At 66.2% G+C, this 17,714-nt stretch carries 20 protein-coding genes and 1 pseudogene; 9 read left to right on the forward strand and 12 right to left on the reverse strand.

Annotation, left to right across the window (positions count from 1 at the left end; all coding sequences use genetic code 11):
• The first annotated feature begins 83 nt into the window (after window positions 1-83).
• Complete coding sequence (locus AC5Y7D_RS24005; RefSeq protein WP_499928336.1) at window positions 84-1,619, forward strand: carboxylesterase/lipase family protein; 1,536 nt, start codon at window positions 84-86, stop codon at window positions 1,617-1,619.
• On the opposite strand, the gene AC5Y7D_RS24010 is transcribed toward AC5Y7D_RS24005, so the two are convergent.
• From AC5Y7D_RS24010 to AC5Y7D_RS24025, 4 genes are read right to left on the reverse strand one after another with little or no spacing between them, the layout of a single operon-like run.
• Window positions 1,616-2,725 (reverse strand): 3-beta-hydroxysteroid dehydrogenase, encoded by a 1,110-nt coding sequence (locus tag AC5Y7D_RS24010; RefSeq protein ID WP_499928385.1) that lies wholly within the window; start codon window positions 2,723-2,725, stop codon window positions 1,616-1,618. The genes AC5Y7D_RS24005 and AC5Y7D_RS24010 overlap by 4 nt on opposite strands.
• A 54-nt stretch (window positions 2,726-2,779) precedes the next feature.
• Window positions 2,780-3,025, reverse strand: coding sequence for an exodeoxyribonuclease VII small subunit (locus tag AC5Y7D_RS24015; protein WP_499928337.1), 246 nt, complete (start codon window positions 3,023-3,025; stop codon window positions 2,780-2,782).
• Window positions 3,015-4,265 carry an exodeoxyribonuclease VII large subunit gene (gene xseA / locus AC5Y7D_RS24020; RefSeq protein ID WP_499928338.1) on the reverse strand — a complete coding sequence of 417 codons (1,251 nt, stop codon included), beginning with the start codon at window positions 4,263-4,265 and terminating at the stop codon, window positions 3,015-3,017. The genes AC5Y7D_RS24015 and xseA overlap by 11 nt, the downstream gene beginning before the upstream one ends.
• Window positions 4,262-4,885 (reverse strand): lipid droplet-associated protein, encoded by a 624-nt coding sequence (locus tag AC5Y7D_RS24025; RefSeq protein ID WP_499928339.1) that lies wholly within the window; start codon window positions 4,883-4,885, stop codon window positions 4,262-4,264. Before AC5Y7D_RS24025 ends, xseA begins: the two co-directional genes overlap by 4 nt.
• An 89-nt stretch (window positions 4,886-4,974) precedes the next feature.
• On the opposite strand from AC5Y7D_RS24025, the gene AC5Y7D_RS24030 reads away from it, so the two are divergent.
• A complete protein-coding gene (locus AC5Y7D_RS24030; RefSeq protein WP_499928340.1) occupies window positions 4,975-5,991 on the forward strand; it encodes a 4-hydroxy-3-methylbut-2-enyl diphosphate reductase in 1,017 nt (338 codons plus the stop codon).
• Here AC5Y7D_RS24030 and AC5Y7D_RS24035 read toward each other — a convergent pair.
• A complete protein-coding gene (locus AC5Y7D_RS24035) occupies window positions 5,988-7,211 on the reverse strand; it encodes a DUF6542 domain-containing protein (RefSeq protein WP_499928341.1) in 1,224 nt (407 codons plus the stop codon). The two genes, AC5Y7D_RS24030 and AC5Y7D_RS24035, sit on opposite strands and share 4 nt — an antisense overlap.
• A gap of 84 nt (window positions 7,212-7,295) precedes the next feature.
• Between AC5Y7D_RS24035 and ychF the strand changes: the two genes are divergently transcribed.
• Together ychF and AC5Y7D_RS24045 are read left to right on the forward strand one after the other, a co-directional pair.
• Entirely contained in the window at window positions 7,296-8,369 is a 1,074-nt protein-coding gene (gene ychF, locus AC5Y7D_RS24040) for a redox-regulated ATPase YchF (protein ID WP_499928342.1), read from the forward strand.
• Between the two features lie 231 nt (window positions 8,370-8,600).
• On the forward strand, window positions 8,601-8,939 hold the full coding sequence (locus AC5Y7D_RS24045; protein WP_499928343.1) for a DUF4345 family protein: 339 nt from the start codon (window positions 8,601-8,603) through the stop codon (window positions 8,937-8,939).
• Window positions 8,940-9,057: 118 nt separating this feature from the next.
• On the opposite strand, the gene AC5Y7D_RS24050 is transcribed toward AC5Y7D_RS24045, so the two are convergent.
• Entirely contained in the window at window positions 9,058-9,291 is a 234-nt protein-coding gene (locus AC5Y7D_RS24050) for a hypothetical protein (RefSeq protein ID WP_499928344.1), read from the reverse strand.
• Between the two features lie 237 nt (window positions 9,292-9,528).
• Here AC5Y7D_RS24050 and AC5Y7D_RS24055 point away from each other — a divergent pair, with 237 nt between their 5' ends.
• On the forward strand, window positions 9,529-9,912 hold the full coding sequence (locus tag AC5Y7D_RS24055) for an Mtp family mycobacterial-type pilin (RefSeq protein ID WP_499928345.1): 384 nt from the start codon (window positions 9,529-9,531) through the stop codon (window positions 9,910-9,912).
• A gap of 1 nt (window position 9,913) precedes the next feature.
• Here AC5Y7D_RS24055 and AC5Y7D_RS24060 read toward each other — a convergent pair whose 3' ends face one another.
• Window positions 9,914-10,303, reverse strand: coding sequence for a DUF732 domain-containing protein (locus AC5Y7D_RS24060; protein ID WP_499928346.1), 390 nt, complete (start codon window positions 10,301-10,303; stop codon window positions 9,914-9,916).
• 539 nt (window positions 10,304-10,842) lie between these two features.
• Here AC5Y7D_RS24060 and AC5Y7D_RS24065 point away from each other — a divergent pair.
• A pseudogene (locus tag AC5Y7D_RS24065) lies at window positions 10,843-11,384 on the forward strand (hypothetical protein); the annotation flags it as partial.
• 319 nt (window positions 11,385-11,703) lie between these two features.
• Window positions 11,704-12,246: an OsmC family protein gene (locus tag AC5Y7D_RS24070; protein ID WP_499928347.1), complete on the forward strand. Its 543-nt coding sequence runs from the start codon at window positions 11,704-11,706 to the stop codon at window positions 12,244-12,246.
• Here the strand turns inward: AC5Y7D_RS24070 and AC5Y7D_RS24075 are convergent.
• Window positions 12,213-12,905: a guanylate cyclase gene (locus AC5Y7D_RS24075; RefSeq protein ID WP_499928348.1), complete on the reverse strand. Its 693-nt coding sequence runs from the start codon at window positions 12,903-12,905 to the stop codon at window positions 12,213-12,215. The genes AC5Y7D_RS24070 and AC5Y7D_RS24075 overlap by 34 nt on opposite strands.
• 32 nt (window positions 12,906-12,937) lie before the next feature.
• Between AC5Y7D_RS24075 and AC5Y7D_RS24080 the strand changes: the two genes are divergently transcribed.
• Window positions 12,938-13,159 carry a hypothetical protein gene (locus AC5Y7D_RS24080; protein WP_499928349.1) on the forward strand — a complete coding sequence of 74 codons (222 nt, stop codon included), beginning with the start codon at window positions 12,938-12,940 and terminating at the stop codon, window positions 13,157-13,159.
• Here AC5Y7D_RS24080 and AC5Y7D_RS24085 read toward each other — a convergent pair.
• Window positions 13,096-13,944, reverse strand: coding sequence for an adenylate/guanylate cyclase domain-containing protein (locus AC5Y7D_RS24085; protein ID WP_499928350.1), 849 nt, complete (start codon window positions 13,942-13,944; stop codon window positions 13,096-13,098). The genes AC5Y7D_RS24080 and AC5Y7D_RS24085 overlap by 64 nt on opposite strands.
• Window positions 13,945-14,049: 105 nt before the next feature.
• Between AC5Y7D_RS24085 and gnd the strand changes: the two genes are divergently transcribed.
• A complete protein-coding gene (gene gnd / locus AC5Y7D_RS24090) occupies window positions 14,050-15,072 on the forward strand; it encodes a phosphogluconate dehydrogenase (NAD(+)-dependent, decarboxylating) (RefSeq protein ID WP_499928351.1) in 1,023 nt (340 codons plus the stop codon).
• A gap of 83 nt (window positions 15,073-15,155) precedes the next feature.
• Here the strand turns inward: gnd and AC5Y7D_RS24095 are convergent, their stop codons facing one another.
• The 3 genes from AC5Y7D_RS24095 to AC5Y7D_RS24105 are packed head-to-tail and all read right to left on the reverse strand — an operon-like array spanning window position 15,156 to window position 17,697.
• Window positions 15,156-16,010: an alpha/beta fold hydrolase gene (locus tag AC5Y7D_RS24095; RefSeq protein ID WP_499928352.1), complete on the reverse strand. Its 855-nt coding sequence runs from the start codon at window positions 16,008-16,010 to the stop codon at window positions 15,156-15,158.
• Window positions 16,007-16,633 (reverse strand): TetR/AcrR family transcriptional regulator, encoded by a 627-nt coding sequence (locus AC5Y7D_RS24100; protein WP_499928353.1) that lies wholly within the window; start codon window positions 16,631-16,633, stop codon window positions 16,007-16,009. The genes AC5Y7D_RS24095 and AC5Y7D_RS24100 overlap by 4 nt, the downstream gene beginning before the upstream one ends.
• Window positions 16,630-17,697 carry an NAD(P)H-dependent amine dehydrogenase family protein gene (locus AC5Y7D_RS24105; protein ID WP_499928354.1) on the reverse strand — a complete coding sequence of 356 codons (1,068 nt, stop codon included), beginning with the start codon at window positions 17,695-17,697 and terminating at the stop codon, window positions 16,630-16,632. Before AC5Y7D_RS24105 ends, AC5Y7D_RS24100 begins: the two co-directional genes overlap by 4 nt.
• Window positions 17,698-17,714: the final 17 nt, after the last annotated feature.

Here is a 17,714-nt window from a genome sequence, read left to right on the forward strand (position 1 = left end):
CCGAAACGCGATTAAAGTGGAGAGCTGTTGTGCCGTGATCGACGGACGTTCGGGGCGAAGCGGGAAATAGGAGTTCGAGAGCAATGGCGACCGAAGTAGTCGAAACCGGATACGGGCCGGTGCGGGGTGGCCACGACGGGCACGTCAAGTTCTGGAAAGGCATCCGGTATGCGGCACCGCCGCTCGATGAATTGCGGTTCCGGGCGCCCGAACCGCCGCAGCAGTGGACCGAGGTCGCCGACGCCACCCAATACGGTCCGGCCTGCCCACAGCCGGTGGTGCCCAGGATGCCGCTCGACCTCGGCGCCCCGCTGGGCGAGGACTGCCTGCGGCTGAACGTCTGGGCGCCGGCCGGCGCCCAGCCCGGTGCCGGGAAGCCCGTGATGGTGTGGCTGCACGGCGGCGCCTACGTGCTGGGCTCCGGCAGTCAGCCGCTCTACGACGGTCGGGCACTGGCGGCTACCGGTGATGTCATCGTGGTCACGGTCAATTACCGGCTCGGCGCCCTGGGCTTTTTGGACCTGTCATCGTTCAGCACCTGGCAGCGACCGTTCGACTCCAACATCGGGCTGCGTGACGTGCTGGCGGCGCTGGGCTGGGTGCGTGACAACATCGCGGCGTTCGGCGGCGACCCGGGCAATGTCACCGTGTTCGGCGAATCCGCCGGCGCCGGGTTGGTGACCACCCTGCTCGCCAGCCCGGCCGCCCAGGGCCTTTTCGTTCGCGCGATCGCGCAGAGCTCACCGGCCACCTCCGTGTACGACCAGGAACGGGGCCGACGGGTCGCGACGAGCCTGCTGGAAAAGCTGGGCATCGCAGCCGCCGAGGTGCGGCGGATGACCGAGGTCTCGACCGAGGCGCTCGTTGCGGCGACGCATGAAGTGTTCAATGAGGTGCCCGTGCGCAACCCCGGCACCCTGGCATTCGTCCCGATCGTCGATGGTGACCTGCTGCCCGATTACCCCGTCAAGCTGGCGGAGGAAGGCCGGCTGCTGCCGGTGCCGCTCATCATCGGGACCAATAAGAACGAGGCGGCGCTGTTTCGGTTGATGCGCTCGCCGCTGATGCCGATCACCCCGCGCGCCATCACCTCGATGTTCGACCAGATCGCCGCCGAACAGCCCGACCTGCAACTGCCGACGCTGGACGAGATCGGGTCGGCGTATACCGGCCGCCACAAGTCGCGCGTGGTCAGCATGGCGACCGATATCGGTTTCCGGTTGCCGACGGTCTGGCTCGCGCAAGGTCACAGCGCGGTGGCGCCGGTGTACATGTACCGCTTCGACTACGCCACACCGTTGTTCAAGGTGCTGCTGGTCCGGGCCGCGCACGCCACCGAATTGCCTTACATCTGGGGCAATCTCGGGGGACCGCAGGACGTGACGCTCAAGCTCGGTGGGGCCAAGAGCGCGATGGCGGTGGCTACGCGGATGCAGACCCGCTGGATCAACTTCGCCACCGGCGGCGAGCCGGCGGGTCCGGCCGGCGAGCTGGCCTGGCCGCGCTATGACCAGACCGATCGCGCCTGCCTGGTCATCGACAAGTCCGACACGGTGGTGCACGACGTCGACGCGCGAATCCGGGATGCCTGGGGCGCCCAGATGGTGAGCTTCCGCTAGGAGTTGACCCGTTGCTTCTTGGCGGCCTGAGCCTCCGCCTTCATCTTGTGGAACAGGTCGACGTAGTAGGGCAGGCAATCCTTGAGCGCCTGCTGGGTGGTGAACAGCGGCTCGTAGCCCAGGTCGCGGCGCGCCTTTTCGATGGAGAAGTAGTTGTCCAGGTACAGCCGCTCGATGGCCAGCGGCTCGAGAAGTGGCGCGGGGAAACCGAACCGGAAGTGCAACCGCTGCCAGCCCGTCATCACCCGGTGCACGGCGGGTCCGGAAACCCTTATTCTGGGCCACTTTTCACCACATGCCTCGACCACCGGGCGGGCGAACTCGAACATGTTGATGGGGTCGGCGTCGTTGATGAAGTAGGCCTGGCCGGGCGCCGTGCCGCCCGGCACCAGGTGCTCTCCGGCCAGGATGAAACCGTGAATCAGGTTGTGCACGTATGAGTTGTCCAGCTTGGCCGACTCGCGTCCCACCAACACCTTGACGTGGCCCTTGATCACGCTTTCAAACAACTTGCGGAACATGGTCTGGTCGCCGCTGCCCCAGATGCCACTGGGCCGGATTGAACAGGTCAGCATGCCCTCGACGCCGTTCTGCGCCAGAACGTACTTCTCGGCGGCCACTTTCGTCTCGGTGTAAAGGTCGTTGAAACGGCTTGTGTAGGGCATCGTTTCGTCGCCGTTGGCGATGTTCTGCCCGCCCATCACCACGCTGTTGGATGCGGTGTAGACGAATCGCTTGACTCCCGCCTGCTGGCCGGCTGCCACCAGGTTCTGGGTGCCGCCGACGTTGACCGAGAAGCTGCGCTCCCGGTATTCCTTGGTGACCGACGCGCCACCCATAAGGTCGATGATCGCCGCAGTGTGGATGATGGTGTCGATGCCGTCGACCGCCGCTTCGCAGACGGCTTTGTCGGTGATGTCTCCCTGAAGCACTTCCAGATTCGGGTGCTGGGGCAACGGCGATGGCGCGCGGTCGAACGAACGTACCCGGTGTCCACGCTCCAAGAGCGTTCTCACCAGGTTAGCGCCGACGAAGCCGGAGCCCCCGGTGACCAGGACGCTGCCGAGTTCGGTTGTCAGTGATGCATCACCCATGCGGGAGAGAATAACTGAAACGTGTTCCAGTTTGGAACCGAAGCGGCAGGACTAATTTTGCCGGGATCAGCTTTCCGGGACCTCGCCGGCGGCCAGGGCGTCGGACACCCGTTGGCGTGCGCCAGCTAAGTGCTCTTCGCACCGTTTGGCTAGCTGCTCGCCTCTTTCCCACAACTTCAGCGACGCATCGAGGTCCAGCCCGCCCTGCTCGAGGAGCCGCACGACTTCGATCAGCTCGTCCCGGCAGTTTTCATAGCCGAGCTGACTAATAGGCGTAATCGACGACGCCTCCGGTTGTTCGTCAGGCACCATTGGTACGTCCTTCGCTCACCGCTGCGATAGCGCCGTCGGCGACTCGCACCCGCAGCCTGGCACCGGGCGGTGCCTCGTCGACGGACCGCAGAATCTCCGCATCCTCGGTCAGGACCTGCACCACGGCATAGCCGCGGGCCAGCGTGGCGGCCGGGCCGAGTGTGGATAGCCGCGCACTCAGATGGCCGATACGCTCGGATTCCGCCGTCAGTAGCCGGTTGATGTCGCGGCGCAGCGCCGATCGGGCGCGGTGCACCTCCTCGCCGCGGATCGTCACCATCCGCAGTGGGTCGGCCAGCACCGGACGGCTACGCAGCGCAGCCAGCGACCGCTCCTCCCGAGAGACCCAGTTGCGCAGCGCCCGGGCACTGCGCCGGCGCAGGTCGGCGATCAGGTGTTGTTCGGCGGCGGTATCCGGGACCACTTTCTTGGCCGCGTCGGTGGGGGTGGCGGCGCGCAGGTCGGCGACCAGATCGCAGAGCGGATTGTCGGGTTCGTGGCCCACGGCGCTGATGACCGGAGTGCGACAGGCCGAGATCGCGCGGCACAGCGTTTCGTCGGAGAACGGCAGCAGATCCTCGACGCTACCGCCGCCGCGGGCGATCACGATCACGTCGACCTCCGGATGCCCGTCGAGATCGCGCAACGCCTCCACCACCTGCGCGACGGCATTGACCCCCTGCACGGCGGCATGGCGGATCTCGAATCGCACCGCGGGCCAACGCTTTTCGGCCACCGTCGTGACATCGCGCTCGGCGTGGCTGGCGCGACTGGTGATCAGGCCGATCATGTTGGGCAGGAACGGGATCGGGCGCTTGAGGCGGGGGTCGAAAAGCCCTTCGGCGTCCAGCAGGCGGCGCAACCGCTCGATGCGGGCCAGCAACTCGCCGACTCCGACGGCCCGAATCTCGTTGAGCCGCAACGAGAATGTGCCACGGCCGGTATAAAACGAGGGCTTGCCGCAGACGACGACCTGGGTGCCCTCGGTCAGCCGGACCGGCGCGTTCAGCACCAGATCGCGTGAGCAGGTGACCGTCAGAGACATGTCGGCCGCCGGGTCGCGCAGCACCATGAACACCGTGCTGCTGTTGGGCCGCATGTTGATCTGGGCCAACTGTCCCTCGACCCAGACCGTGCCCAGTTTGTCGATCCAGCCCGCCACCCGGATGGCCACCGCGCGAACCGGGAACGGATTCTCGGCCGAGTTAGCGCCGGGTCCTGGCTGCGAGGCGCGCGTCACTTCGCGGTCGCGCGGGTGATCCTGTTGGCGAGCAGCGTCTGGAACGGGGCGCGTGCCTTGGTGGCCTGCTCGTAGGCCAGTAGGGCCTCGAGTTCGGCGACATCCAGCGACTGCAGCCGGGCCCGCAACTGGGCCAAGGTGAGCTGCGGGTAATCCAATTCGGAGGCCACCGTCGGTACCGGCACGCTGGCCGCGGCCGCCTTCTTCGTTTGCCGGGCCGAGACCGGTTGAGTGGTCGCATCCCTCGAGGCGGAGCCGGGCTCTGCGGTGTCGGACACCGAGTACAACGCGAACCGGCCCTCGGCGCGCCGGTCGCCCTCGATGCCGTCGACCGGAATGCTGGAGAATCCGCCCGCGGTGCCGTCCTGGGCTTCCAGATCCTCGTCGAACGTCGCCCACTCAGGCTGCTCGTCCTTGGGTGGGAAGATCGATTCCAGCGTGGTGTCACCCTTGATGACCAGCTCGGCGAGGTTTTGCTGAAAACGCATCACCAAGTGTGCCGCCTGGCTGGCCAGCGTCATCGGGTACATCAGGATGGTTCGCGGGAGCCGCATCGTCTCCTCGACGGCGACTGTCGCCGCGCCGACCAGCAGCCGAACCCCGTACGGTGCAGTAGCCATGCGTCCCAGCCTGCCTCACCCGGCGGATAACTCCAAGCCGACCGTGACGAAATGGCGGATCCGTGTCGGCGGAACGTACCCTGATGGGCATGGCACCGACTATTGACATGGGGATTCCCGGTGCGGTGAGTTCGGTGGCGTCGGATGGCGGGCGGCCTGACCGCAAGCGGGTGCTGCTGGCTGAGCCGCGAGGGTACTGCGCGGGGGTGGACCGTGCCGTCGAGACGGTCGAGCGTGCGCTGGAGAAGCACGGCGCTCCGGTGTACGTCCGGCACGAGATCGTGCACAACCGGCACGTGGTCGACACGCTGGCCAAGGCGGGCGCGGTGTTCGTCGAGGAAACCGACGAGGTACCCGAGGGAGCCATCGTCGTCTTCTCCGCGCACGGTGTCGCGCCGACGGTGTATGCGGCCGCCGCCGAACGCAACCTACAGACCATCGACGCCACCTGCCCGCTGGTCACCAAGGTGCACAACGAGGCCAAGCGCTTCGCCCGCGCCGACTACGACATCCTGCTGATCGGGCACGAGGGCCACGAGGAGGTCATCGGCACGGCCGGGGAAGCCCCGGATCACGTGCAGTTGGTCGACGGGGTCGACGCGGTCGAGAAGGTCACCATCCGTGACGAGAACAAGGTCATCTGGCTGTCCCAGACCACGCTGTCGGTCGACGAGACGATGGAGATCGTCGAGCGGCTGCGTCAGCGTTTCCCGAAGCTGCAGGATCCGCCGAGCGACGACATCTGTTATGCCACCCAGAATCGCCAGGTGGCGGTCAAGGCGATGGCTCCCGAGTGCGAGCTGGTGATCGTCGTGGGCTCGCGCAATTCGTCGAACTCGGTGCGGCTGGTCGAGGTGGCCCTTGGCGCCGGGTCGCGCGCGGCGCACCTGGTGGACTGGGCCGACGACATCGACCCCGCCTGGCTGGACGGTGTCACTACCGTCGGCGTGACGTCCGGGGCGTCGGTCCCCGAGATCCTGGTGAGCGGTGTCCTGGAACGGTTGGCCGAGTTCGGCTTCGACATGGTGCAGCCGGTGACGACGGCCAACGAGACGCTGGTATTCGCGCTGCCGCGGGAGATCCGGCCGGCCCGCTCGTCCGGTTAAGCGTCGTAGTCCTGCGGCCTGCGCGGAGCGCGCGACCGACTCCGCCGTTCCGAACGCGGTTCGTCGTGGCGGTCCTCGCGCGGCTCGCTGCGGGGCGCCTGCCCGCGGTAGCGGACCTGCGAAATTGGGTGGTGGGTCGGGTTGGTGCCGGGGGACCCGTTCGTGCGGCGGCCGCGCGGCTCGTACGGCGGCTCATACGGCGGGTACGGCTCGTAGCCGGACGGGCGGCGCTCATACCGGCTACGGCGCTCGGATGGCTCGGGGCGCTCGTGGGTTTCGTAGGGATTGAAGCGGCTGCTGCGCGGTTCGGGGCGGTCATAGGACCGCTCGGTTGGCCGGTCGTAGGGGCTGCGTCGCGGGTGCGGTTCGCGGCGCATTTCCCGGGGCGGGTGTGCGCCCAGGTCTGAGTCACCCGGCGGACGCCGGCGGCGCGGGCGCGGCGGCGCGCCTGTCGTGTCATAGTCCGTGTCGGTCGGCGGCACCTGGCTGCGCCGGGTACTGCGGCGGGGACGTTCATCGCCCGGCTCGTAGCTGTCGTCGGGGCGAGCGTGCCGGGATCTGGTCCGGGCTGCGCGCTGCGAAGAGGTACGGCTGCTGCTGCGGGCGGTTCGTCCGGTCCGGGCGGCCCGGCCTCTCGAGTGAGCCGGAGGCGCTGCGTTGGCGGCGTCCCCGTCGTCGTCCGAACCGCCGGCCAGCAGTGCATTGAGTTTCGCTACGAGGCTGCCGAGCAGCGGCGTTCGCTGCGCTCTGGCGTTCTCGGCTGGCTCGTCCCCGGCTTCCGCGGCGGTCCGGCTGTTCTTGCCGAAGTACCAGCGGATCAGCCCGATCAGCAGGATGACGCCGGCGGTGCCCAGCATCAGCGGGAACCGCTCGATGAGCGGATAACCGCAGTTGATCAGCAGGTCCTTGAACTTGTCGACCTTGCCGCCGTGGAACAGCCAATAAGCCCCGGGCACGCTGCAGAACAGGATCAGCGGCGGCTGGATGACCGCGGTGAACACCGCGGCCTGCCGGACCGCCAGCACGGCCGCGACACAGCCGGCGATATAGAAACCCGAGAAGGTGTGGGTCAGCTCCTTGTGGCCGGCGTCGAACGCATACCCCAGGGCTGTGGCTCCCACGGCGATGAGCACGGCCGCCCACCACGGCACACCTGGGATGGTGGGGACAATGGAGCGGTGACTTGCCTCCACCGCCGCTCTCTCCCGCTGCGCTGACACACGTTGACCGTACCGGCAATGACGCCAAAGGCCCGTATATCGCCGGACACTTTCCGCTGGCGTGCCCCCTAAACTTGGTTTCCCGTGAGCCTAAGCCTGGGAATTGTGGGTCTGCCCAACGTCGGCAAGTCGACCCTGTTCAATGCGCTGACCCGGAACAACGTGTTGGCGGCCAACTATCCGTTCGCCACGATCGAACCGAACGAAGGCGTGGTCTCGCTGCCCGATCCGCGCCTGGACAAGCTGGCCGAGCTGTTCGGATCGGCTCGCGTCGTTCCGGCGCCGGTGACCTTCACCGACATCGCCGGACTGGTCAAGGGAGCGTCGGAGGGGGCCGGGCTGGGCAACAAGTTCCTGGCTCATATCCGCGAATGCGATGCCATCTGTCAGGTCGTGCGGGTGTTCGCCGACGACGATGTGACGCATGTCTCAGGAAAGGTCGACCCTGGCTCCGATATCGAGATCGTGGAGACCGAGTTGATCCTCGCCGACCTGCAGACCCTCGAACGGGCGCTGCCCAGGCTGGAGAAGGAGGCCCGCACCAACAAAGACCGCAAACCGATGCACGAGGCCGCGGTGGCCGCGCAACAGATCCTCGACAGTGGCAAGACGCTGTTTGCTGCGGGTGTGGACACCTCTTTGCTGCGGGAGCTCAATCTGCTGACCACCAAACCGTTCCTCTACGTGTTCAACGCCGACGAGTCGGTACTCAGCGACGCGGCGCGGATCGCTGAGCTGCGCGCGCTGGTCGCCCCGGCCGACGCGGTATTCCTCGATGCCGCAATCGAGTCCGAACTGATCGAACTCGACGACGAATCGGCAGCGGAGTTGTTGGAGTCGATCGGTCAGACCGAGCGCGGCCTGGATGCGCTGGCGCGCGCGGGTTTTCACACGTTGAAGCTGCAGACGTACCTGACCGCGGGTCCGAAAGAGGCGCGGGCCTGGACGATCCACCAGGGCGACACCGCGCCCAAAGCGGCCGGAGTGATTCACACCGACTTCGAGAAGGGCTTCATCAAGGCCGAAATCGTGTCGTACGACGATCTGATCGCCGCCGGCTCGATGGCGGCGGCCAAGGCGGCCGGCAAGGTCCGGATGGAGGGCAAGGACTACGTGATGGCCGACGGGGACGTAGTGGAGTTCCGGTTCAACGTGTAGTGGGGTCGGCCCATCGTCGAGATTGCGCTGGGGGCTGCGTTCCAACGGAAATCACGACCGTGGACGCAATCTCGACGGCTGTCGACGTTGATCGGCAACGGCATCTGGTGGAGTTCCGGTTCGGAGCAACAACCAAGAGCAAGCAGCCGGAACGTTGCCCCGGGCGGACTCCGCAACGGAATTTTGCGCGGAAGCCATGACGTTGCGGGTCATGGACCCGAGGAGGCGGAGATGAATGCACTGGCAGGCGTCGGGGCCGGAGTCTCGGTCGTGGCGGGAGCGCTCGGCTTCTTCTTGCCTCAACAAGTCAGCAAGACCATCGGACTCGGTCTGCCGTCTCAACTGTCAATCTCGGAATTTCGCGCCACCTACGGCGGGCTGTTCATCGGCGCCGGGCTGGCCGTGTTGATCATCGGTTCCAACGAGGCGGCCACAGTGCTGGGCGCCGCCTGGGCCGGGGCCTTCATCGCACGAGCCGTGTCGGTCGTCATTGATCGATCCCGGTCGAAGGAGAACATCGCCGGCCTCGTCATCGAGGCGGCAGTCGCTGCCTTGCTCCTCCTCGGCTAGTGGTGTGAAGGTGTGCGACAACCACGGATCGCTCCACCGTCCGCTGACGTGGCGTTCCACTTCCGCACGGTGTAGTTCCGCTTTCTGGCAACGTCTGGTCAGCAACCAAAGAAGTCGATCATTCGGAGGGTTGTTCGCCGTTGCCTACCGCTTCGATCCAGTCGACCGAGGCGTCGGTCAGCTCGGAAAGTCCGTCAGACGAATCGCCCGCCCACCAGGATGGATCGGCCTCCTGGTCGTTGACATCAAAGATGTCGCGCTTGACCGATGGGTCCAGCGGCTCGCCGTTGTGCTCGATGAGCCAGTGGCGTGACTGCTCGGTCAACCGCGGCCACCACGAGTCGATGTGCATGACCGAATTGTCGTCGCTACGCGACACCGGTCAATCGGCGAGCTGGGTGGGGACGGCGACGTGGTCGAGTTCCGGTTCGACGTCCATCCATGTTGGCCCGCTCTTCGGTGGGCCGGCTGGGCATCGCGAAGGGAATCGACGGCGACGTCGCCGAGTGCTTTCGTACCCGGGCGCTACGGCGCGCGGTGCCCGGGAAGCACTGTTGCTTACCTCCCCGGTCAGGGAAATCCTTGGGAGATGTCGACTGCACAGGAAATGCGACCATGGGTTCGGCGGGTTACGAGCGTGCTGGTGGGCGTCGGTTTGGCGTTGTCCGCTTTCGGACTGACCGCCGGCCCCGCACCCGAGGCCCGGGCGGCTCCGGCCTATCACTGGTGTCCAGGTCAGCCGTGGGATCCGGGCTGGAGCGACGTCTACAACTGGGACTGGAATCAGTGCCACGACTGGCAACGACCGGGAGGCCCTTACGCCCCCGTGGGTTGGGGACCCTGGGGACCCCCGCCAGGATGGGCGCCGCCGCGGCCACCTCAGCCGGCGTGGGCGCCCGGCGCGCAGCTGATGTGGAACCCGACCGCCAACAGTTGGGGCTTCTGGAACAACGGAATCTGGACTCCGTCCTGACCTACGCCGTCTGGACCACCGAGGTGGACGGAGCCGGGGGAGCCGTGCTGGGGGCGGTGGGAACCCTGCTGGGAACACTGGGCGCGGTGAGGGAGCCGTACTGGGGGCAGTAAGCCTGAATGGCCGCTCCGGTGAAATAGGCGGCGTTCAGAGTCGGCCACTTGGTGGCGTCGGTGACCTTGGCGATCAGATCTGCGTTGGGAGTGCTGGGGTTCGCGCTGAGCGAGCCGCACACGACAGATTTTGCGACCTGGATCGCTTTGTCGGGAGCCCCGAAGTTCATGCCGGAAGTGTTGAGGTTGGTGAGGAACGCGTCGTCGGTGGCATCCGCCGAGGCCGGCGCGGCCAACGCGATGGAAAGGACTATCAACGCTATGGCTCTCGCCACCATGGCGTGCCCCTCCTAGGTCAGATCCCGGCATCGATGACCTGGGCGGTCGTGACGCGATTACCCGGCAGTTTAACGAACAATCCGGCGACAGCCCCGGGCAATGGTGGACGTCGAGGTCGCGGTCTCGGCCCGGCTCGAGTCCGAGATCGTCCGTCCACCGTTGCGCTGGTCCCCGGGGGTGGCCTGTCGCAAGGTCACCCGCGGACGAATGCCGCATGGGACGAAGTTCTGGTACGGCTTACCCCGGCATCCGTAGCCCAGGTGCTGCGCGCGCCATTCTGTGGTCTGGGCCACGTCTGAGACCGGAATGTAACCAGTACGTTCGCCATATTCGGTTCTTCGTCATGCTCATGTGGCGATGCTGACGTTGCTGTACTAATAAATCATCCATGTTATCCATACTTAAGAGCATTTTCATGGCGGTAGCGTAATTTGCTGGACAATAGAGCCATGTGTAGTACTCGCTTTTGTTTCACTTAATAGATTATCGCGTGACATAACTACGGTATGTGCAGGTCGGAGCGTTATTCGCATTTGCGGTGATTAGTGCCACAATTTTTGATTTCCTATGCATATGGTCGGTAGGTTTCTGGCCATGATTGCTCTAGCAACGCTGTTGGCGCTCGTAAATCAGGTCTCCGGCACCCCGTACGTACCGGGTGGCGATTCCCCCGCGGGGACCGACTGTTCAGGGCTGGCCTCGTGGGTCGCAAATGCGGCAGCCGACCGGCCGGTATTCGGAAGCCGGTTCAACACCGGAAACGAAGAGTCCGCTTTGGCGGCCCGCGGCTTTCAGTACGGAACCGCTCCGAACGCTTTGGTCATCGGGTGGAACGGCGGCCACACGGCGGTGACCCTGCCCGACGGAACGCCGGTTTCCAGCGGTGAAGGTGGCGGCGTCCGTATCGGTGGCGGTGGCGCTTACCAGCGCCAATTCACCCATCACATGTTCCTGCCAGTGGAGGACGTCGACCTCGGCGAGGGTGCGCCGGCTCCGGATGCGCCCGTCGAACTGGTCGGCGCCGTGGCTCCCGACCCGGCGCCCGAAATGCTGCCGCCCGCACCCGAGGCGGCTCCGCCGGCGCCCGACCAGGCGCCCGAACCGGGCCCCGCGGGTGATCCCGGGATGACAGATTCATAATCGGTCGCGAATCTGCGACGCAGATCACAAAAATCAGAAAACTGCAGCCACACCCGGTGCGCATTTGTGGGTCAGCTCACAATGCGTCCCGGGTGTGGCTCAAACCAATTGTCCCAGCAAACGCTCTTGATACCTGATGAATACCACTTTCAAGCCGAAAGTATGCGCGAAAATTTGATGTTGAACTCAAGCTGAGCCGGAGGGTCGACCGGTGGGGTCCTCGCTCCGTATGTTGGCAACGACGGAAAGGACCGCTGTTGTGACAACTTCCGGTGACCAGCTGGGCGGCATCATCTCGGCGACAAGAGACGCGGTGGACGCCGACCCTGCCACGGCCCGCGTCGTGTTCAAGGCTTCGGCGGTCGCCCACGACGCGGTGGCCAGTACGGTCACCGTCGGGCCCTATGACGTCGAGGTCGACGAGCCGCCGCCGCTGGGCGGCCAGGCCACGGCGCCCAACCCCGTCGAGTACTACCTCGCCTCGCTGCTCTCGTGCCAGATCGTGACCTACCGGTTCTGGGCGCAGAAACTCGGCATCGCAGTCGACGAGATCACCGCGCGCGCCGAGGGTGATCTCGACATTCAGGGCTTCTTCGCGCTGGACGACAGCGTCCGCTCCGGCTTCCAGGAAGTCCGGGTGGTGGTCCAGGTGGCCGGACCGGAGACGCCGGAGCGCTACCGGGAACTGCAGGACGCGGTGGATGCGCATTGCCCGGTGCTGGATCTCACCCGGAACCCGACTCCCGTGCTCACCCGGGTGGAGGTCGTTCAGCCGGTTACGGCTATCTCCCTGCCCAGCTGATAACCCGGCGCCAACGGCAGCGTGTCACCGCTCCAGAACTTGCCCGGGTCGAACCAGTTGGTGTCCTTGTCGGTTCTCAGCAGTCCCATTTCCTCGTAGGTGATGGCGACCGTCTCCGCGCAATACGCCGTGGACAGCCCCATCTTGCGCTGCTCGGTTCTGCGCCGCTCGGTACGCTCCTGAACTTTCTTGTCCACCAACGGGATTCCCCGGAACCAATCGTTGATGGTGGGCAGTCGACCGCGCAGCCAACGGCCGGTGAGCCTGGCGGTGGTCGGGAAGGCGGTGCCGTCCATCCTGGCGATCACGCGCAGCAGCTCGTTTTCCTGTTTCTGGTTGGCGTGCGGCGTCAACTGACGCAGCCAGCAGCGCTGCTGATAGCGCCCGGTCCACTGCAGGAAAACCTCTCGGGCGTCGTTGAGCTGCACCCCCCGGTGGTTGGTGCCCGTCCACATGTCGACGAGTTTGTCGCCCAGCTCGGCGTGCCAGATCAGGGGCGGCAGATCATCGATGGCGACCGTCATTCCCACGTGGTTCACCGGGGCATTGGTCAACGCCTGGATCGCCCGGTCGGGTGGCGAAATGCCGCGAAACAACCACAGGTCGCCGGTCCGGGTCTCGTTCAGCGCTTGGTCCAGGGTGAGGGTGCTGGAGTTCACGCCAAGCACTCTAAGGGGGATAGCCTGTGCTGATGCGCAACGTCTGGAAGTGGATCGGCCTTGCCGGCGCGGCCGGTGTCGTCGCCGGCGGCGCGCTCGTCGTGCGTGATCAACGGAAGCGGCGCGCGTACACGCCCGACGAAATCCGGGCACGGCTGCACCAGCGCCTGGCCGACTTGGACGGGGACGATTACCGGTCCCGCTCCGGCTCGGCGTCGGCCTCGGTGTCGAGTTCCACCGCGAACAACCGGTAACTGCCGGAGAACCCTTTCAGTTCGACCTCGCGCCCGGCGTCGAAAAAGATGTCGTCGCAGTCGCGGACGGCGTCCCGAACGGGCTCGCTCACCAGGATCTGACCGCCGACGGCCTGACCGGCGACACGGGCGGCCATCGCGACGTTGCGGCCGAACAGGTCGTCGCCGCGCCGCACCGACCGGCCCATGTGGATGCCGATCCGGACCCGTATCGGTTTGTGGCGCCTGCGTTTTGCATCCCTGCACAGCGCCTGCTGGATGTCGATGCCGCAGCGCACCGCCTGCTCGGCGCGGGCGAAGGCGACCATGAATCCGTCGCCCTGACTCTTGACCACATGGCCGGATTGGCGATCGACGAGCCGGTGCACCAGCTTGTCGTGGGCGCTGATCAGTTTGACCCAGGCGCGATCGCCGATCTCCTCGTTCAGCGCGGTGGACTCTTCGATGTCGGAGAACAGAATCACCACCCGCCCGTCCGGAGTGACCCTGGCCAGGTCGGGCCGCTCCACCTCGGCCCAGTCGGCCAGGTCTTCGACGGAGCTGCGTACCACGGCGCCGAAACCCTCTTTGCGCATCAGGTTGGCGGTATTCCACACCGTCTTGACGGCTTCGCGGCCGCCGGACCACAACCGATTGCGGACGTCGGCGCGCTCCTGGAGCTCCGCGACCTCGCGACGGCTGTTCTCGAGCATCCGCCACAGTGCGATCAGCCCGCCGGCTTCGATCACCGCGATGCCGGTCAGCACGTAGACCGCCACATGCAGCGCATCACCCATGCCCACCATCCTGACAGGCCGCCGATCGGTGTTTAGGGTTGAGTTCGGCCATCGCGGGGAAGCACCACCTCAAGTAACCGGACCACTCGAAGGACTTGAAGGAGACGCAACGAGATGCAACTTGGGATGATCGGTCTGGGGCGGATGGGCGCCAACATCGTGCGGCGCGTGGTCGCCGGTGGGCACGAATGTGTGGTGTACGACCACAACGCTGATGCGGTCGAGGCGATGGCGGGGGAGGACGGCATCACCGGGGTGTCCTCACTGGCGGAGTTGCGCGACAAACTCACCGCGCCGCGGGTGGTCTGGGTGATGGTGCCCGCCGGCACCATCACCACGGGGGTGATCGAAGAACTCGCCGACACGCTGGAAGCCGGCGACATCGTGATCGACGGCGGCAATTCCTACTACCGTGATGACATCAAGCACGCAAAATCGTTGGCGAAGAACGATATTCGGCTGCTGGACTGTGGCACCAGCGGCGGTGTGTGGGGGCGGGAACGTGGCTACTGCCTGATGATCGGCGGCGACCCGGACGCGTTCGAACATGCCGAGCCGATCTTCGCCACCGTCGCACCCGGCGTGGACGCGGCCCCGCGCACACCGGGACGCGACGGTGAGGTCGCCCAGCCCGAGAAGGGTTATCTGTACTGCGGCCAGGCCGGTGCGGGCCACTTCGTGAAGATGGTGCACAACGGCATCGAGTACGGAATGATGGCCTCGCTCGCCGAAGGCCTCAACATTCTGCGCAACGCCGACATCGGAACCCGCATCGAACAGGGCGACGCCGAAACCGCTCCGCTGTCCAATCCCGAGTGCTACCAATACGATTTCGACATTCCCGACATCGCCGAGGTGTGGCGGCGCGGCAGCGTGATAGGTTCCTGGCTGCTGGATCTGACCGCGATCGCGTTGCACGATTCGCCGGATCTCGAGGAGTTCTCCGGGCGGGTTTCCGACTCGGGCGAAGGCCGCTGGACGGCGATCGCGGCGATCGACGAGGGAGTGCCCTCGCCGGTGCTGACGACCGCCCTGCAATCCCGGTTTGCGTCCCGGGACCTCGACGACTTCGCCAATAAGGCGCTGTCGGCGATGCGCAAGCAGTTCGGCGGCCACGCGGAGAAGCCGGCGAACTGAGCGTGGGCGCACCGGGGCCCCGAGCGTGAAATCCCCGACGTACCAACGGCGCGTCGCGTTGTGAGGTTCACCCTCGGCGCGGGTCAGGCACGCCGTTCTACGAAGTCGACCACCGCGTCGCTGAACGCGTCGTTGTCGTCGCCGGCGGCGGTGTGCCCGGCATGGGACAGTTCGACGAACTCCGCGCCGGGCACTTGGGACAAAAAATGTTCCACGCCTTCGGGACTGACGACGTCGGACAGCTTCCCGCGGATCAGCAGCACCGGGATCGTGAGTTTGGTGGCGGCTTCCTCGAAGCCCTCGGTGCGCAGTTCCGGGTCGTCTCCGGGCTTGGTCATGAACGCCGGATCCCAGTGCCAGTACCAGCGTCCATCCCGCAACCGCAGGTTCTTCTTGAGGCCCTCAGTGCTGCGCGGCTTCGTGCGGTGCGGCAGGTAGGCGGCCACGGCGCCGGCGGCCTCATCCAGCGAGTCGAAGCCGTCGATGTTGGTGAGCATGAACTCGCGGATGCGCGCGCTGCCGTTCTTCTCGAATCGGGGCACCACGTCGACGAGCACCAACTTGGTCACCTTCGCCGGGCCGGCCCGGTCGGCGACCAGGATGCCGGTCAATCCGCCCATGCTGGCGCCGATGATCACCACCGGCCGGCCGATGGCGTCGAGCACCGCCATGACATCGGCTGCCAGTGTCTCGACGTCGTAATCGGCATCCGGCGAACGGTCGCTGTCCCCGTGCCCGCGGGTGTCGAGCGCAATGACGTGATACCCGTCGTCGGCCAGGATCTGCCCGGTGTTCTTCCAGGAGAACCGATTCTGGCCGCCGCCGTGCAACATCAGGATGGAGGGCCGATCGTCAGCGGTGCCACGATTCCACTCGTCGGCGACCAGGGTGATCCCGTCTACCCCCGCGAACTCAACCGTCGCTGCGCTGCTTCTCATGGTGCTGAATCTCCTTCGCTAGAGGCCAGGTACGCGGTGATCACTGCGACGAGCATCTCGCGGTCCCGAGTGCTGTCCAGCGGCTTGGGCCACGTCAACTGCAATGCCACCAAGCCGCGGACGGTGGCCCAGATGAGGTTGCCCAGCCGGGTCGCCTGGGCCGGCCCGACGTCGGTACCCAGGTGCTCACCGATCCGGGTCATCCGCGCCGACATCGCCGCCAGGTGGGCGTTGGCCTTGGCGGTACGTGCTTTTCGGGTAGCGATCAGGATCTCCAGCGCCGCCATCGACGTGGGGCTGGAGAACGCCCGCCACACCGCTTCAACGACGAAAGCCGGCCGTTCTCGCGGCGGTATCTGCGCTGCCTGCGCGGGCAGGCCGTCGAGAATCTCCAGCAGCTCGGCGAACCCGTTGTCCAGCACCGCCATCAGGATGCCGTTCAGATCGCCGAAGTGGTATTGCACTACGCCCCAGGTCAATCCGGCGCGTTCGGTGATCTGGCGCACGCTGGGCGGTGCGAATCCCTCTTTGAGGATGTAGCGAACCGCTTCGTCGATGACGGCCTGCCTGCTGCGTTCGGCGCGAGCCTGCGTGCCGCCGGGAGGTCTGCGTGGGCCCGTCAACGCATCACGCCATGGAGGTGGTCGAGCGGCCGAACATCATGGGCGGCCAGAATGCCGCTCGGGGCCCGACATACTGCGTCGATCAGGTTGACGACTCGCGCCGCGGTGGCGATCACGCCGCCCTCGTTGTGGTCGATCTCCCCGCCCAGATGGGTGTTGATCTCGACGCCCGGGCTGCCGGTGACCACCACCCGGTGCACCCCCGGGCGGCCGTCCGGGGGATAGGCCCAGTCCGGTGCGGTGTTGGGTCCCAGCCGGTTGACGTGTTCCATGGTGATGACCACCTCGCCGGCGCGCAGTCCTTCGACGCCGAAGCGCACCGCGGCGACCTGGCCCGGTTCGACGTGCATCATCGTGCAATCGATCGGTACCGGTGTCACCCACTTCTCGCAGCGCTCGCGCAGCTCGTCGAGTTCGACTCCGAGGTCCTGTGCCAGGCTGCGCACCTGCACACCCCACATCGAGGTGAGCACCCCCGGGGCGAACATGACCGGTGTGTGATCCGGGCTGGTGCCGAAACCGAAACTGACACCGGTGAATTCGGCGTCGTCGTAACTAGCGTAGTCGCAGATCTCCTGCACGGTGATGCTGGTGGCCCGCTCGGTCAGGCTCAACGCCGTGTAGGCCAGGGTGTCGCCGGAGTAGCCGGGGTCGACGCCGTTGATGTAGAGCGTCGCGTCACCCTCGGCGCAGGCCTGCTGCAACGGTTCGCGCAGCCAGTCGCCGGCCTGCTCGGGGGCCACCATCCACACGAAGGACGAGCCGACGACATTGGTGCCGGCCCGCAGAAAGCGGCTGATCTCGCCGATGGCCTCCTTGGGCCGGGTCTCGGCCTGCGAGGTGTAAACGACACAGTCGGCGTGCAACGCCACCAGGGCGTCCGAGTCGTCGGTCGCCGTGATGCCGGTCCTCTCGTCGAGCCCGCACAGTTCGGCGGCGTCGCGTCCCACCTTGTCCGGACTGGACGCGTGCACGCCCACCAGGTCGAAGTCGGGTCGCTCGATGAGCATGCGCAACGCGTGCCGGCCGACGTTTCCGGTCGAGTACTGGATGACGCGGGTCATTTCGGCAACTCCCAACA

The organism is Mycobacterium sp. NGS49, from assembly GCF_059812565.1.

Excerpts from the sequence above, each read along its gene's own strand:
- AC5Y7D_RS24005 (WP_499928336.1), top strand. The coding sequence starts at position 84 with ATGGCGACCGAAGTAGTCGAAACCGGATACGGGCCGGTGCGGGGTGGC.
- AC5Y7D_RS24015 (WP_499928337.1), bottom strand. The coding sequence starts at position 3,025 with ATGGTGCCTGACGAACAACCGGAGGCGTCGTCGATTACGCCTATTAGT.
- AC5Y7D_RS24025 (WP_499928339.1), bottom strand. The coding sequence starts at position 4,885 with ATGGCTACTGCACCGTACGGGGTTCGGCTGCTGGTCGGCGCGGCGACA.
- AC5Y7D_RS24030 (WP_499928340.1), top strand. The coding sequence starts at position 4,975 with ATGGCACCGACTATTGACATGGGGATTCCCGGTGCGGTGAGTTCGGTG.
- AC5Y7D_RS24045 (WP_499928343.1), top strand. The coding sequence starts at position 8,601 with ATGAATGCACTGGCAGGCGTCGGGGCCGGAGTCTCGGTCGTGGCGGGA.
- AC5Y7D_RS24050 (WP_499928344.1), bottom strand. The coding sequence starts at position 9,291 with ATGCACATCGACTCGTGGTGGCCGCGGTTGACCGAGCAGTCACGCCAC.
- AC5Y7D_RS24055 (WP_499928345.1), top strand. The coding sequence starts at position 9,529 with ATGTCGACTGCACAGGAAATGCGACCATGGGTTCGGCGGGTTACGAGC.
- AC5Y7D_RS24060 (WP_499928346.1), bottom strand. The coding sequence starts at position 10,303 with ATGGTGGCGAGAGCCATAGCGTTGATAGTCCTTTCCATCGCGTTGGCC.
- AC5Y7D_RS24080 (WP_499928349.1), top strand. The coding sequence starts at position 12,938 with ATGCGCAACGTCTGGAAGTGGATCGGCCTTGCCGGCGCGGCCGGTGTC.
- AC5Y7D_RS24085 (WP_499928350.1), bottom strand. The coding sequence starts at position 13,944 with ATGGTGGGCATGGGTGATGCGCTGCATGTGGCGGTCTACGTGCTGACC.
- gnd (WP_499928351.1), top strand. The coding sequence starts at position 14,050 with ATGCAACTTGGGATGATCGGTCTGGGGCGGATGGGCGCCAACATCGTG.
- AC5Y7D_RS24095 (WP_499928352.1), bottom strand. The coding sequence starts at position 16,010 with ATGAGAAGCAGCGCAGCGACGGTTGAGTTCGCGGGGGTAGACGGGATC.
- AC5Y7D_RS24105 (WP_499928354.1), bottom strand. The coding sequence starts at position 17,697 with ATGACCCGCGTCATCCAGTACTCGACCGGAAACGTCGGCCGGCACGCG.